This is a genomic window from Streptomyces sp. NPDC048192, assembly GCF_043202415.1.
In the GTDB taxonomy this organism is placed as follows: Bacteria; Actinomycetota; Actinomycetes; order Streptomycetales; family Streptomycetaceae; genus Streptomyces.
Genome location: NZ_JBIDAL010000017.1, coordinates 1 through 14,961 on the forward strand (window position 1 = coordinate 1; position 14,961 = coordinate 14,961).

A 14,961-nucleotide genomic window follows, 5' to 3' on the forward strand; every position below is an offset into this window, starting at 1 on the left:
CGAGATACGCGCCGACCTCCACCAGGGACTCCTCCAACTCGCGTGCGCTCTCATCTGTTTGAGGCGGCTCCGCACCGCATTCTGAAACGATCAGTAAGTTGCTTTGGGACGAAGAAGTGTCCTCACCGAGGAGCGGTGGGAGGGGGGCGGTGCGCTGGCGCGACTCGCCGCAGCCGTGTCCGATCCGTCCACGATTTCGCTCGGTCGGGATGCGTTGTCTGGGTCATGCCGTGAGTGTGCTGTCGGAAAGTGTCGGGCCGCCGGAAAACGCACGGATTGCCCGTCAACGGCGCACGCGTACAGCCTAGTTGTGGCCAACTGGTGGCGCGAAGAGGGACGGAGAGCTGTAATAGTCCTCCAACCGGGCTGAACGGGATGTTGTGGCCGTCGATGCTCCGGGGTGTGAGGGGGGAAGAGGTGCAGGACAGCGAGTCCGCGCCCACAGCCAGCCTGGTCGCCGTGGACGAGGACGCGGCCTATGTGCGGGCGGTGCGGCGGTTTCTACACGACAACGGGATAGAGGTCACCGACACAGGTGAGGTGGCCGTGGTAGTCATTTCACAGGCATCTGCGGAGAACCCTGCGTGGCGAGCGAGGTTGACCGATCACCGCTTCGTGCGCCTGGTCCCGGTCCGGGTGGACAAGGTAAGCAGCTCCAAGGTGCCGGAACTCACCTCGCTCAACTGGATCCCATGGAAGCATGACGCCCCGGTTACCACGTTCGGCAAGATCCTCGCTGCAGTGGCGACCGAACCGGAAAAGCTGTGGCGGCTGCGGGACTTACGCGCGCAGGCCGATGTCTGGGCACGCACGGGATACCACGTCGAGCATCTGATGGGCGACCCCCGCAGGGCACGGGACGCTGAGCGGTTTCTGGCTGAGCTCGCGATCGACGAGAACGTACCGGGCAACGAAACGGTCGCCCGCTACGTCCGCCTCTCCCGGGCCCAGGCTGGCCGTTCGCGCCGGTGGACGTTGATCCGCGGCTGGGGAGCGGTAGCCGTGGCGTCCCTGGTGGCCCTGGCCATCGCTGCAGCGGTCCCGCTGATCGTCAAGGCCAAGCAGATCAACTTCGACGCCGTGGCCACCACCGGGGACCGCAGGATGGAGCAGCAGGAGCCGGAGTGGTCGTCGCTGCTGGCCGGCGCGATGCTGCTGAACGGCGATTCGGGCCAGAAGAAGCTCGCCCGGCTCGCACTCGGCGACACATTGTCTGTGCCGTGGTCCCAGGGCACCTTTGACCCCGGTGTCGGGTATTCGCTGGAAGGCATACAGCCGCTCGGCCGTGGCGGCCGGTCCGTGGTGCGGCTGCGTACCCACAACGGCGTACCCCATCTCGGCGTGTATGACGTGCGGTCGGGCGCACTGATGTACCACGTGGTGATCGAAGGGGTCGGCGAGTTGACGGGCATGGACACAAGTCCCGACGGCCGTACGGTGGTTGCCGTCGGACCCGCCGGACTCGCGGTGATGGACACGGCGGCCAGGCGCGTACGGACTCTTTCTGTGCGACTTGCCCGCGAGTCGGTGGTGGTGAGCCTGTTGCGGGACGGCCGGGTCGCCGTCGCGAACGACGCCGGCGTCTTGGAGACGGTGTCGCTGCGAGACGGCACCGTGCACCGGCTCGGTGCGTTCGGCGAGGTTCTGTCCCTGAAACCTGCCGCGGGCGGTGGCGCCACAGCCCTGGTGCGGCGTCGGCGGAATGTCTACGCGCTGGTGGACGCAGTCCACGGCCGGGTGCTTGCGCAGGGCACGATCACCGACCCTCTCGTGCCCACAGGCGGGGTCGCCCCGGACGCGGTCTACGGCGTGGTGACCGGAGCCGACCGGCAACTGTGGCGCCTGATGCCGGGACACGCCCCCCAACCGACCGGCGTGGCCGTGTCGGACCGCACCTATCTCACCGTTGTGCTGCCGGGCGAACGCGTGGCGATCGGTGGGCAGGATCAGCCGATGCGGGTATTTCACCTGCCTACGCACAGCGACCTGGGAATCATCTGCCGCGACGTCCCGCAGGTGACGAATTTGCAGGTCAGCAGCGACGGGAATACGGCCAACTGCCTCGGATTGAAGGCTAACGCCGTGTGGCAGGTCCCGAACGGTCCGATCGCCGGCCCGGTCCGCGTCCCACTCTCGTCCGCCGCGAAGGCCGAGGCCGCCGGCGTCCTCGTGGAGTCCAGGGGCCACCGGACACGGATCCGGTACCACCACGGCGGCAAGTTGTACCAGAGCGGCTGGATGGCCCTGTTCGGGGGCGACGTCTCCGCGGTCGCGGTCTCCCCGGACGGCCGACAGACCGTGATCGGCTCGGTGGCGGGAGACATCGCGGTGGTCACGACGCAGACCCCCATCGCACTGCAACTGGTGAAATGGAAGGTTCCCAACTCAAGCCCCGTGCGGGCTCTCGGCTGGCAGGACGCGGACCCGGTGGTGCAGGCGGCGGACGGCCACGCGTGGCGCGTCAGCGGCTGCCCCGGCTGTTCCACCGACCAGGGCATGATCAACCGTCTGGCCAGCCGGATGAAGGGGTGCTGGAACACGCCCGCCCAACTGCACAGCATTGATGCCGCGACGCGGCGCACGCTACACGCACAGTTGTGCCGCCCCATTCCTCCGGCTCTGGAGAGATGACGTGGCGCACCTCTTCATCTCCTACAGCCGCCGCGACGAGACCTGGGTTGACGAGCTCGTTGCCCTCCTCACCGACCGTGGGGTGCCGGTCTGGATCGACCGCAGCGACATGCTGGCGTCCGCCCCCTGGCGTCGTGAGGCGGAGGAGGGCATCGACGCAGCGGAGCTGTTCCTCGTGTGCGCCTCCGACTTCTCTCGAGCCTCCGGCGCATGCGCCTGGGAACGCTCCGTTGCGGAGAACCAGGGGAAGCAAATCCTGGAGATCGAGGTCGGTGCCGACCTTCCCAGTCTGGCGCCCCGCCTCGCGGACGTCTACGGGCAGACCCGGCGGGAAGAGGAGTGGTGTACGGAACTGCGCGTGCGCTCCCGCAACTGGGACAGAGCAGGCCGTCCGCGGCAGGCGCTCGCCGGAGCTCGGGAGCAGCGGCTCATGCGCCGCCGGCTTCCGGTCGGGCCGGTGGGCCGGCCCGAGGCCGTGGCCTACCTGGCGGCCAGCCGACGCAGGACCGTCCGTAAGCGGTTCATCTCGGCGGGCAGCGTGTTCATCGCGGTGATCGCGCTCGTGTCCTACCTTGTGACCTCGACCATTCAGTCGAACTGGGCCCGGTCCAACGCTGAAGAGGCCGCCAACTACCAGGCGTCCAGCTGGCGGATCCGAAGCGCTGCGACCGACCCCTACAACGCATTGGTGACCGCCGCCACACTGGGGGAGGACGAGGCAGCCGTCCGCGCGTTCGCCATCGAGGCGGCACTGGAACACCCGGTGCCCGACGACGCGTTCAGTGTGCCGGCGCACTCGCTGCGCTTCCGCCGCTCACCCGTTACGGGGACGGTCGTCGTGACGGCCGCGGACGGCACCAGCTGGGCTCGGCAGTCGACGCAACGATCGGTCCGCACCGCTCGCCGACTGGACCAACCCGGCCCCGCGACGCACCCCGACGACGGCATCCTGTCCGTGACCGCAGGCCCCAGCCCGGCCCAGCTCACCGTCCGCCGACACGGCCGCCTCCTTCGGATCCTGACGGCCACGGAACGCCCGACGGCCTACCGCCTGTCCCCTGATCAGCGGTGGCTCGCGGTCGCCGGAGCAACGGGCGTCGACATCATCGACGTGGATCGCGGCACCGTGCGCACCCGGCTGACCAGCGTCGAGGCGGTCGGGGACGTGGCCTGGTCCGTGGACGGCAGCCGGCTGTGGGGGACTGCGGGCACGCACGTCGTGTCCTGGCTGGTGCGGCACGGCACCCTGCTGGTGAACCATCCAGGGACGTCATACCAGGCGCTGCTTCCTGCTGCGAACCCGGATTTCGCCTGGCTGACCGACCGCAGCGGCACGCTCAGCCTTACCCGGCTCGCGGACGGCGCGGTCGTACGGACTCTGCGCCTGGGCGGCACAATCCTGTTCGCCGCGGCCGACGCTCACGGCCGCGTCGCGGTCCTGACCGGAAACGGGGGCGACCTGCGGGTGGTGGACCTGACTACCGGCCGCATACGAACATTGAAAGTACCCTGCACCGCCGGGGAGGCAGCGCTCAACGCGGACGCAACCACCGCCTACGTACCGTGCCTGCTCGGCGATGTGGAAGTGGTGTCGACAGCTTCGGCCCAGGTGACCCGCGTCCTGGCCGTGCCCGAGCACGAAGCTGCTTCGGTCACCGTGGTGCCAGCCACGGGCCGGGTTCTGGTCGGCGGGTACAGCGGCGACATCTACACGTACGACGACCAGAACCGTGCCCAATTGCTCCACACCCTGAAGTGCGGTCCGATCGTCGACCGCATCGCCATGACGCCGGACGGCCGCGCCCTGCTGCCCGTGGGAGACGGCGCCGGCAGCATCGGCTGTACGCAGGAGATGGTCCCCCACGGCGGACACACGCAGTGGAACCCGGTGATCGACGCGATGCCCGACTCGGTGCTTGCCCGCGCGGCGGCCTACGATCCGACGGGTGCCGAGTTCGTGATCGGCTACTCCGACGGCACCTTGACCCTGCATCCGCAGAACCTGACGCCGCGCGAGGTCGTCACCGACCTCCAGGGGCCGGTCAGTGGCATGCTGGTCGCTCCCGCCCTGCATTCGGGCAGCCCGGCGCAGCTCTACGTGGCCACGCGCGAGGGCATGGTGGAACGGCTCGCGCTGTGCCCTTCATGCCTCAGCAACGCCGCGATGGCCCGCCGGGCCCACGGCATGGTCGAGCGCTCTGTGACCATTGGTCTCGCCCACTGGGTGACCGACAAAACCGCACCGAACCCGACAAAGTAATCAGCCAGCCTGCGGATGGCTTCGGTAACTCCAACATCGGCCGCTCCTCGAGCGAAATGGCGCAGCCAGGACAGGAGGCGCGCATCGTGGTCCCGAGCAGGTGGTGAGGGTCGGCGTCGATGTCGCCGGTGACACCTCCGAGCGGCGGCGCCACCCCGCCCGCTGGCACCGCACCGAACCCGACCTCTCCCCCGCCAACATCCCACGCATAACGTTGCCCCGCACTGACGGCGGACGGCGGCACGGCGTGGAGGCGACGGCCGACGCTCAACCGGCTGAGCGGTCACCAGATCCCCGGCCGACGATGCCGACGAACTGCTGGCGTTCTACGACTTCCCCGCTCAGCACTTGGTTCACCTGCGCACCACGAACCCGATCGAGTCAACCTTCTCCATCGTCAAACTCCGGACCAAGGGCACCCGCGGCGCCGGTAGTCCCACCGCCGCCCTTGCGATGGTCTTCAAACTCGTGGAGTCCGCCCAGGAACGGGGGCGCGCGATCACCGCACCGCATTTCGTCGCCCTCGTCCGCAACGGCGCACGCCTCGAAAACGGTCACCTCGCCGAGCGCCCCGAAGGCGCCTCGGCAGCGTGAGCCACCTCAACTGATCTGCAGGCCTTGGCAATTATTCCACCTCGTGTCCGTCTCGGCCCTGTAGGCGATGCAGACCGCGTCCCGCCGGATGCCCTGCACGACTGGTCCCTTCGGGCGGAGATCCGGCACAATCAGGAAGTGGTGGAAGACGACGAGTCGGTGGTGTCAGCGGTCTGGAGGCAACAGAGTGTGTGGTCTCAGGCCGCCAATCGGATGAAACGCAGCATCTTCCGCGCACGCACGATGTCCTTGCTGTCAGGCATCGTGGCCGCTGTCTGTGCGACAGCGGCGTCCCAAGTGGCTGGGAGCTCCGCCAGAGGGCTGACCTTCTCCTGTGCTGTGGCGGCCGGCTTGGCGCCGGTGGCGAGGTTACGGGCTGGTCCCGGCCTCACGCGTGACTGGGTACGGCTACGCTCGGTCAGCGAAGCCTTGAAGAGTGAGGTGTACCGGGTCCTCGCGGGGGTGGGAGCCTACCGCGCGGGGGATGCGGGCCGTCTGCTGTTGGAGCAAGTCCGGCAGATCACAGGCAGCGCGGACGACCTGATTCGCTACACAGTGGGCATCGTTCCCGTCGACCGTGCAATTCCGCAGGTGACCGACACGGCGTCGTACAGCGAGTTCCGTTTGCGGAACCAGATCGACCGGTACTACCGGCCCAGGGCCGAAGAGATGAGACGGCGCAACGCCATGGTGCGCGGTGTCGAGCTGGCATTGGGCGCAGCGGGGGTCATCCTTGGCGCGGCCTCGGCTTCGCTGGGAATGACAGGCACGGAAAGGTGGGTGGCCGTCACCGTCACCGTGAGCGCTGCTGTGGTGACGCATGCGGCAGCCTCACGGTATGACTACCAGCAGCTCGAGTTCTCCCGCACGGCCGCGGAATTGGAGTTTCTGCATGCTCAATGGGCAGCTATGCGTGAGCGCACGCCGGAGAGCGACGATGCATTCGTGACCCAGTGCGAGCACGTCATCTCCGTGCAGAACGAAGGCTGGATGGCGAAGTGGTCCGAGGAGGCTGAGGGAGAGGTGTCCCGCTCGGAGGATGCCCGATGAGAGCAAGAGTGCTCGTCGCCACGGGGCGGACCGTGATGCTGATGTCGTCGCTGGGCATCGTCTACGGGTTCTCCCACGACCATGCTTGGATGACGTATCCATGTATGGCGCTGGTGGGTGTGGGGTTCCGTCTACATCAACACGGCCGACGGTGGCGGCTCAGGACAGCTCAGGAAATGACGGAGCTGGCTGAGTCTGCCGGCCTGGTGGTTACCGAGGTGCCGTTTATCCTCTACCTGCGCGGTTTCGAGGTGGATAGTCGCACGCGTGGCATGCTGCCGCACGGTCAGTTGACTGTTCTCAACACTCCGAAGCTCAGCGAGGAAGAACTCCTGGTCCGGGCACTGTCCGAGGTCGCGCCTGTGGTCGCGATCGGGGACCCCGCAGACGCGCTGCCGCAACTCGGAGCGAAGCGCATCTACTACCGTGAGCGTGGCAGTGGGTGGAAGAAGGTCGCCAGTGAACTCATCCACAAGGCGTCGCTCGTGGTCATCAGCACCGGCGACTCCGGCGGGCTGGACTGGGAGTACGAGCACGTGCAGGCGGACCTGCCGCTGGAGCGGCTTTTGATCATCGTGTGCGGGGACGGCCACCACTATGAGAGATTCCGACAGCGGGCACGTGCGCGAGGCTATTTCCATCACAGCGAGCTGCCGGAATGGCCCACTATGCTGTCGCTGTACGACGGCAGGACTATCAGGGCGGCGGTCCGCTTCGACACGGACGGAACACCGAGCCTGGAACCCCTCGTTTACAACACTGGCTGGTCATCCCGTACGCCGACTCTGGAAACGTCGCTACGCAAGCGGGTCATCGACCGTTGGCGATCAGAGCTCGCAGATGGACTGACAAGGCCTTCCGGCAGCACCTGGCCATGCCGTAAGGAAATTGCCGACGGTTCCCAGGTACCCCTCGGGGTCCGAACGCAGAACCCACCAAACGGCGCTGCCACTCACAGACCTGCCACGGTACGGGGCTTCGACGGCAAGGTCACCGCCTACGAAGACCACGTGGAGATCGCGTACAGCAGGCAGGAAGAAGGAAACCTCAAAGCAGTTCTGGGTAGTCGCAGCTACCCGTATTCCTCCCTGACAGGAGTTCAGCTGGATCACACGTCTCCCGTCGGACAACAATCGCTGCGTCTCACGGTGCGAGAGGGCGCTGACCTTCTCAAGTCTTTGGTAGATCACGTTCCTACCTGGGATGACCTGAACAGCCTGCTGATCAGGCCGGACGCCCTGAAACAGGCTGCGGCTGTGTCCGAACAAATCGGCGGGCGCATCGTAGAGTCAAGCGCCCGCACCCACACGTTTGTCCACTCAGGTTCGAAGCCGTACGTCGCCGAAGGAAGCCATGGCTGGGCGGCGTTTGATGGGGACAACGTCAGGCTCTCCTTCAACATCGCCGCTCCTCCGGCGAAGAAGGGCAAGAGCAACACGATCCCGCTTGCCGAAATCGCCGAGGTGCTGTACCAGCACCGCTGGTTCAAGGGCACCTTTAGGATCCTTCGTCGTGGCCGCTCTTTCTCTTCCCTCCCGGACCTGAAGGAAGACATCGACAGCATGGTCTGCCTTCCTCCTCGCGAACATTGGGTTGTCCTTGTGGCAGCGATCAAGACCGCAATTGCCGAGGCTGATTTGTAGACCGCCGTGTGATCCACCTCAACTGAGACCGCGATTGAGATCTGGGTCTGTGGCCCCTCGGAGGGTGCTCTGGGCTCAGCCCCGTGGTCTTCGACAGGTCCCCCTTTGCCGGCGGCTTCAAGGAGCTGGAGTACGGCAGGCCGGACGGGCCGTCGATCCGGGCTGCAACGATGACCAAGTGCATCCACGGGGACCACGGGTTCCCGGTCGAGGACTCCACCGGTGCCTACTGCGAGGAGCACGGTGTGACCATCCTGTGGAACTCCCAGCACTTCGAGTGGGACGACCTGCTGGCCGAACCGGGCCTCCCCAGCGACTCCCAGGAGTCAGCTTCGAGCGACACGCCACAGGGCTCGTGAGGAGTGCTCGTGCACAGCAGCGCCTTCGCCTGGATGAACGAACTGTCCGATGAGGCGGCGTAGCAGTTCCCGGACGAGGTGATCCAGGCGGTTCCGACGTCGGGAGGAACACTGCCTTCCTCCGGCGTGTGGATCACGACGGACTGGACGTACGGCTGGTCGCCGAGGAAATCCAGGGCTGGGTATCGCAAAGGTGACGTGGCCCAATCGACCCTCACCCCTGAAGGACCCGCCCGTGGCCCCGTTGCGATGTGTGAAGACGCGGGGCTGGCGGCCCACGCTCATCCCGTCGGGAGCAGGGGATGCCACCGGAAACGCCAGAGGCCGCTCGACCGCAGGGCACGGCGGCGTCCTCGACCCCACCCAGGGGACCGAAGGAAAGGAAATGCAGAGGTGCCGACTGCCCTCGCCCTCTTGACAAGGCTCAAAAGGCTTCGGCGTCTGCATCGCCACCAACGGCCGGTATACATCGCCGGCTCCTCCGCCTTCCTGGCTCCCAGCAAGCAGGCACAGCGTTCAGTACTGCTCAGTCTCGATGAAACCCGCGTCCGCGTCATCGTCCGCGCCGAAGGCGCCCGCGGCAGCGGCCGTGGGGTCGAATCCGGGCGGGCTGTCCTTCAAGGCCAGGCCCAGGCCGGCCAGCTTCGCCTTGACCTCGTCAATCGATTTCGCACCGAAGTTGCGGATGTCCAGCAGGTCGGCCTCCGAGCGACCCACGAGCTCACCCACCGAGTGAACGCCCTCACGCTTGAGGCAGTTGTACGAGCGGACCGTGAGCTCCAGCTCCTCGATCGGCAGCGCCAGGTCGGCCGCCAACGCAGAGTCTGTCGGGGACGGGCCCATGTCGATGCCCTCGGCCTCAATGTTCAGCTCGCGCGCCAGACCGAACAGCTCGACCAGGGTCTTGCCGGCGGAGGCCATGGCGTCACGGGGACGCATGGCCTGCTTGGTCTCGACGTCGACGATCAGCTTGTCGAAGTCGGTGCGCTGCTCGACACGCGTGGCCTCGACCTTGTACGTGACCTTCAGCACCGGCGAGTAGATGGAGTCGACCGGGATACGGCCGATCTCCTGGCCCACCTGCTTGTTCTGCACGGCGGAGACGTAACCGCGGCCGCGCTCGACCGTCAGCTCCATCTCCAGCTTGCCCTTGCCGTTGAGCGTGGCGAGGACGAGGTCGAGGTTGTGCACCTCGACACCGGCCGGGGGCGCGATGTCGGCGGCGGTGACCAGACCCGGGCCCTGCTTGCGCAGGTACATCACGACCGGCTCGTCGTGCTCCGAGGAGACGACCAGCTGCTTGATGTTGAGGATCAGGTCGGTGACGTCCTCCTTGACGCCCGGCACGGTGGTGAACTCGTGCAGGACACCGTCGATCCGGATCGAGGTGACCGCGGCACCCGGGATCGACGACAGGAGGGTGCGGCGCAGGGAGTTGCCGAGGGTGTAGCCGAAGCCCGGCTCCAGCGGCTCGATCACGAACCGGGAGCGGAACTCGTCGACGACCTCTTCGGTCAACGAAGGACGCTGAGCAATCAGCACTAGGTATTGCCTCCAGTGTTTGGCGCCCGCTATCTGACGCCGTAGACACCCCGAGGGTACGGACCTTGCTACCTCCTGGGAAACCGAACCGCCGGACCTCGCCCGCCTGCCAGCCGGTCGGTAGACAAAAAAGGTAACGGACCATCCCCGCGAGTGCGGGGAGCACTGGGAGGGCACCACGGTCCTGCCGTTGGGACAGGGACCATCCCCGCGGGTGCGGGGAGCACTCGTAGCAGACCAGGAACGAGGGCCGCGGACAGCGACCATCCCCGCGTGCTTCAAGCAGTCCGTCGAAGAACCGGAGGGTACAGCGCGGCCGGAGGCGCGGTTGACCGATCGCGTAGCCAGTTCGGAAGATCGCGTATGCGTCTGACGGCTCACTTGGCAGGATGGTGACCTGCACGTTTGCAGGCGGCTCACCGCTCTTCCCCATGGTTACCCCTGGCATGCCTTCCGATCGAGCACGCTACGGGCACGGTTACGCGTCGAGGGGTGCTGATCCGGCCCGGGCCAGCTTCCTCGATCGACGGTTTCGATGCCACCGTTGGGAGCCCGCGTTGGACGCCAGCGCGACCAAGGCGAAGATCGAGGATGTCATCCAGCTCATAGGATCACCGATCATCTTTCCCACCAGCCAGAGCGCCAACGAGGTCCCTGCCCAAGCGGCGAGCCATGAACCGCCTTGGGACAACCAGTGAGCTGTGTTCACCCGCGTGACCATACATCCTGTGGCAGGCGCTTTCCCTGCAGGCGACGGACAGTCAAGGGGTCACGCGGTCGGCGGAGACCTAATGACTCAGTCACATGTGCGGAGCGGACCTCGTGGACGGGCAGCCCGAACCGACCTGCAAACACTTCATCGAGCGGCGCGCGTTCATGACCCTCAACGCGCGAGTGAAGGCGCAGCTGGCGGGCTCAGCCTCCCGTGGAGGCGATCGCCCTCGCCGGTGGTGGGATTGTGAAGGGCCGGTTGTCGCGGAGCAGGGTGCACAGGACATCGACCCGTCGACGGGCGCGGGCAATGACGGCGGGTATGTGTTTGTGGCCCTGTGCTCGTTTCCTCCATCGACCAGGTCGTCACCGTCCTCGGCCAGGCCCTCAACCACCTGGCGACAGCCGCCGCTGAAGCCCGCATGGCGGTCAGGCCCCCACCCTCCGGATAACGCACACCACCGGCATACCGCAGGGATCATGAACCGTCACCATCCGACGACAACCCGAAAACCTCAGTAACGGCTGACCGGCGACCGGCTTCCCGCAGGTCCGGCGGGTGCAGCGGATGACGTGCGCGGCGGTGCCCAGGGGCGGTAGACAGATGTCAGCCGGGTGGTGAGCAGTCCCTCGGGCAGGCGGGCCAGACATCGGGACAGGAGCCGGGATGCGTGCATCTGCCGATCTTGCTCTGACAAAGGATCATTTGTGAGAGTGACTCCGGGTGCGACTCTGGCCGTTGCTCATGCGCGGGCAAGAGCATTGACGTGATCGTGCTTTGCGGGTGGCGCGGCTGTGACGCGCGGGGCCGGGCGGTGATGTGCGAGCGGGGATGGCGGAAGTGTAAAGGCTCCCTTGACGCAGTGGCGCGCGTAAAGGCATTCTTGACACGTGATTGATTCACCGATGTCTCTCGCCGGCCTGGCCGGCCGCCTTGCCGAGCAGGCCTCAGCCCTGGCCGAGTCGCTCGGCAGCCCAGTGGCTCAGCCGGCCTATCTCGACCTGGTCCGGCTCGCCCAGGATGTCGACGGCTTGGCAGATCAGGTGCTGAAGCTGTGCGTGCAGCAGTCCCGGGACGCCGGACACACCTGGCAGGAGATCGGGGAACTGCTCGGAGTCACCCGCCAGGCCGCATTCCAGCGGTTCGGCAAGCCCATCGACCCGAGAACGGGAAAACCCATGGACAAGACCGTGCGCATGACCGACGCCGCCGCCCGCGCCATTGAGATCGCCACCGCCGTCCTCGACGGCCGCATGGACGAAGCGCGTCAGTCGTTCAACGCCGAAGTGCTGGCGGCCTTCACCGACGAGGTCCGCCTCAACGGACTGGCCACGGTCACCGGCCTCGTCGGCGCCTTCGAGGGCTTCGGCGAGGGCGAGCCGTTCGTTCGCCGCATCGGCGACCACACGGTCGTCGACATCCCGCTGCGCTATGAGGCCGGCGAGATGAAGGCCCGCGTCGCCTTCGACGCTGAGGAGAAGGTCGCCGGCATCTTCATCGTCGCACCCGAGACCCCGTGACACCCCGCACCGCTCCCCGGCCCACAGGGCGGAACGTCAGGAAAGGCAAATGAGCATGGCCACAGCCGACTACGACGACGGCACGATCCGCTGCGACGACCATGGGATCACCATCCGCCGCTACTATCCGTGGGGCGCCAAGACGATCCCGTACGCCTCGATCACGGGCATCGAGACGCTCGCGCTGACCGGCGCCAACCAGGTGCGCCGGTGGCGCATCTGGGGCTCAGGTGACTTCGTCCACTGGTGGAACCTCGATCCGCACCGGCCCAAGAAGGACACGGCCTTCGTGCTCGACGTCGGCCGCAGGGTCCGCCCCACCATCACACCGGACGACGCGGCTGCCGTAGCCCGCATCCTCACCGAACACGGGCAGGGACGATGGGGTCGTACGTCAGCACACTGATTCCCCTTGCAGTCCTGCTCGGGAGCGTGGGCTGGGTCTACCAGGACGCGTCGGCCCACGCCAGGCGCGGAACATCCATCTACTTCTCGGCGGGATCGATAGAGCTGAGCAAGCCCGCCACCTGGGCCCTTGGCTGCCTGTGCCTGTGGATCGTCTTCCTGCCGCTCTACCTCACGTGCCGGCAGCAAGCCAGCTGACAGCTGACGCGACGGCCAACCGGCCCCCCAGCCGCGGATGCGCCGAATGATTGCTACAGAGAGCCACCTGTCGGGTGGCGGCAGCATACGAGCGGACCCGGTCAGCCTGTAACTGCAGCCCGGGTGTGCCGACGCGTGTCGTTGGCTTCACCACGCACCTGAAGTGGGCAGCAGTCGCGTCGGCGGGGACGACGGGGCAACTACGCACACGGCGCACCGCGGGCCACCTTGGCGCGGGGCGCCGGAGGACGTGCCGTGTCGGCGCTGCTGGAGCGAACACCGCGGCGTCGTAGGCCGATTCCCTGTGCAGGTTCGGCCGGTCCTGCCCGGCCCGGGCCGGGTTGTCAGTGGCACCTCCTACGGTTGCTTCCATGGGTTTCACCTCGGCCTGGTCCATCAGCGCCCACGACGACGACTTCATCAGAGCTCTGGCGCCGCGGCTGCTCCCACTGATTGCTGCGGAGCGCGACGAGCCGTTCGCACGAGAACGCTGGGAGCGCTGGCGCCGGGAACCTCTGCCGGACTTCCGCACCTGGTGGGACCCCTTCGGTCAGTCCTGCCCAAAGGAGGCGGACGCGCTGGAGGCCTTCCTGGAGCTGACTGCTTCCGGCAAGCACGTGCAGAAGATGTACGACGGCCTGCCGCCCGACGACTTCTGCCTGCTCACTGACGTGTGGGACCTGGTCGCCGACGCGGAGGACATCTTCGTTTCGGTGCAGAGCAAGGAGTACGCGCTGAGATCTTTTCTCCACGCCATCGGGCCCGACCGGGCCGTCCTCCTGCCGGGCTGGTGCGGGAACTTGCTCCTCACCTCCGCCCAGGTGCGCCAGAGGCTTCCTGCGATCGAGCAGGCACTGGACTTCACGGCGGAAGAACGCGCGAAGGCGGAGGACCAGGACTGGCTGGGCTACGGCGACGAAGAGGAGAGCGTCCTGGACGGTCCGCTGCGGATGTGGCGGCATGCCGCGGCGCACGCACGCGGCCTGTGCGGGGTGTCCGTCACCATCTGCTGAGCACGTACGCGCCCAGCGGACATCGGTGGTCAGACAGTGCACCATGCGCTGTCTGACCGGCCTGGACACGCGGAGCCGCCCCTCACCCCTGCGATCACCGGGCCGGGACCGGTCCGCGACGGGTTGCCGGGCCCGGCGAAATGCATGGTGCGCACCCGTTCTGCCCGGGGCACTCCACCGTGCGGGAGATGCTCGTCGGCGCTGGTGTCTGTGCCGGCTTGCTCGGCCTGTTGGAGGACGGCGCCGAGCTGATCGGCCCGTGGATGGCCGAGATGGTGGCGGTCAGGTGACGCGACGCGAATTCGCAGCTCTGGCCGCATCACGTCACCTCACCCCAGGCCCGGGCCAGCCGGTGCGGTGCTCAGCGAGCGCTTCGTCGAGGGATCCTCGCCGGGTTACTGGCCGGCCTTCCGGGCGGCTTTCCGCACGGCGTCCATGGCCTGGGCGAATGCGCGGTCACGGACGCGCCGCTGGTAAATCGCCGCACTGCTCACACCGATCGCGGCGGCGGCCGCGATCACGGTGGTGCCCGGCTTGCCCAGCTCCTCCAGGAACCAGGCCACACGCTGCGGAGTCAGCCGGATGAGCCGACTGCGGTCGTAGGGGGCCGCCAGGGAGCTGACGGCCTCGCAGGCGGCGGCGAACGCGGGGTCGTCCCCGCGCCACCCGCCCGCGCCGCTGATACTCAGGATCAGCCCGGCCCGGCTCGGGGAGACACCGAGGGCCAGGAGGCGGAGATACTCAGCGCGCAGGGCGCGGCCGCGTTCGTCGAGGGCGTCCGGATCCCGGCCGGCCAGCGCGATGGCCAGTCGGGTGTCCGTGCGTACCCCTGGCCCACACCGCGCGCAGGTCAACACCCAGACCCGCGGCCGCATCGTCCAGGCCCCGGCCGTGACGGAGCGCGGTGATGAGCCCGCCTGCCTGTCGGCTGGTGAGCGGGGCGGGTTCGGTCATGCCCGCACCCTACGGGCAGCCGCCCCACCCGGCTGCGCCCCGGACCGGGGAGTCGTCCGGCCGGGGCAGTGGAGGGGAGG

10 protein-coding genes and 1 pseudogene are annotated in these 14,961 nt (G+C 67.4%); 9 read left to right on the forward strand and 2 right to left on the reverse strand.

The features are described from left to right. The first annotated feature begins 459 nt into the window (after nucleotides 1–459). The 6 genes and pseudogenes from ACGFZN_RS31105 to ACGFZN_RS31130 all read left to right on the forward strand — a co-directional run bounded on the left by ACGFZN_RS31105 (nucleotide 460) and on the right by ACGFZN_RS31130 (nucleotide 8,537). The gene (locus tag ACGFZN_RS31105; protein ID WP_393861782.1) at nucleotides 460–2,631 is read left to right on the forward strand and encodes a hypothetical protein; all 2,172 of its coding nucleotides are present in this window, start codon (nucleotides 460–462) and stop codon (nucleotides 2,629–2,631) included. Nucleotide 2,632: 1 nt separating this feature from the next. Next, nucleotides 2,633–4,891 (forward strand): toll/interleukin-1 receptor domain-containing protein, encoded by a 2,259-nt coding sequence (locus ACGFZN_RS31110; RefSeq protein ID WP_393861783.1) that lies wholly within the window; start codon nucleotides 2,633–2,635, stop codon nucleotides 4,889–4,891. A gap of 300 nt (nucleotides 4,892–5,191) precedes the next feature. Continuing rightward, nucleotides 5,192–5,485 (forward strand): annotated as a pseudogene (locus tag ACGFZN_RS31115) (IS256 family transposase); the annotation flags it as partial. A gap of 138 nt (nucleotides 5,486–5,623) precedes the next feature. Next, nucleotides 5,624–6,535, forward strand: a complete 912-nt coding sequence (locus tag ACGFZN_RS31120; RefSeq protein WP_393861784.1) for a DUF4231 domain-containing protein — start codon at nucleotides 5,624–5,626, stop codon at nucleotides 6,533–6,535. Next, nucleotides 6,532–8,178, forward strand: a complete 1,647-nt coding sequence (locus ACGFZN_RS31125) for a DUF4429 domain-containing protein (RefSeq protein ID WP_393861785.1) — start codon at nucleotides 6,532–6,534, stop codon at nucleotides 8,176–8,178. Before ACGFZN_RS31120 ends, ACGFZN_RS31125 begins: the two co-directional genes overlap by 4 nt. 83 nt (nucleotides 8,179–8,261) lie before the next feature. Then, nucleotides 8,262–8,537 (forward strand): hypothetical protein, encoded by a 276-nt coding sequence (locus ACGFZN_RS31130; protein ID WP_393861786.1) that lies wholly within the window; start codon nucleotides 8,262–8,264, stop codon nucleotides 8,535–8,537. 516 nt (nucleotides 8,538–9,053) lie between these two features. Here ACGFZN_RS31130 and ACGFZN_RS31135 read toward each other — a convergent pair. Then, nucleotides 9,054–10,079, reverse strand: a complete 1,026-nt coding sequence (locus tag ACGFZN_RS31135) for a DNA-directed RNA polymerase subunit alpha (RefSeq protein WP_393861787.1) — start codon at nucleotides 10,077–10,079, stop codon at nucleotides 9,054–9,056. A gap of 1,602 nt (nucleotides 10,080–11,681) precedes the next feature. Between ACGFZN_RS31135 and ACGFZN_RS31140 the strand changes: the two genes are divergently transcribed. The 3 genes from ACGFZN_RS31140 to ACGFZN_RS31150 all read left to right on the forward strand — a co-directional run bounded on the left by ACGFZN_RS31140 (nucleotide 11,682) and on the right by ACGFZN_RS31150 (nucleotide 13,927). Further along, nucleotides 11,682–12,311, forward strand: a complete 630-nt coding sequence (locus tag ACGFZN_RS31140; RefSeq protein ID WP_393861788.1) for a DUF3887 domain-containing protein — start codon at nucleotides 11,682–11,684, stop codon at nucleotides 12,309–12,311. A gap of 49 nt (nucleotides 12,312–12,360) precedes the next feature. Then, a complete protein-coding gene (locus ACGFZN_RS31145) occupies nucleotides 12,361–12,717 on the forward strand; it encodes a hypothetical protein (RefSeq protein ID WP_393861789.1) in 357 nt (118 codons plus the stop codon). A 568-nt stretch (nucleotides 12,718–13,285) separates the two neighbouring features. Then, nucleotides 13,286–13,927: a hypothetical protein gene (locus ACGFZN_RS31150; protein WP_393861790.1), complete on the forward strand. Its 642-nt coding sequence runs from the start codon at nucleotides 13,286–13,288 to the stop codon at nucleotides 13,925–13,927. A gap of 395 nt (nucleotides 13,928–14,322) precedes the next feature. Here the strand turns inward: ACGFZN_RS31150 and ACGFZN_RS31155 are convergent, their stop codons facing one another. Then, nucleotides 14,323–14,781, reverse strand: a complete 459-nt coding sequence (locus ACGFZN_RS31155) for a hypothetical protein (protein WP_393861791.1) — start codon at nucleotides 14,779–14,781, stop codon at nucleotides 14,323–14,325. Nucleotides 14,782–14,961 lie beyond the last annotated feature (180 nt).

Bases quoted from the DNA above. Each gene is read 5' to 3' on its own strand.
- ACGFZN_RS31125 (WP_393861785.1), top strand. From the start codon at position 6,532: ATGAGAGCAAGAGTGCTCGTCGCCACGGGGCGGACCGTGATGCTGATG.
- ACGFZN_RS31145 (WP_393861789.1), top strand. From the start codon at position 12,361: ATGAGCATGGCCACAGCCGACTACGACGACGGCACGATCCGCTGCGAC.
- ACGFZN_RS31150 (WP_393861790.1), top strand. From the start codon at position 13,286: ATGGGTTTCACCTCGGCCTGGTCCATCAGCGCCCACGACGACGACTTC.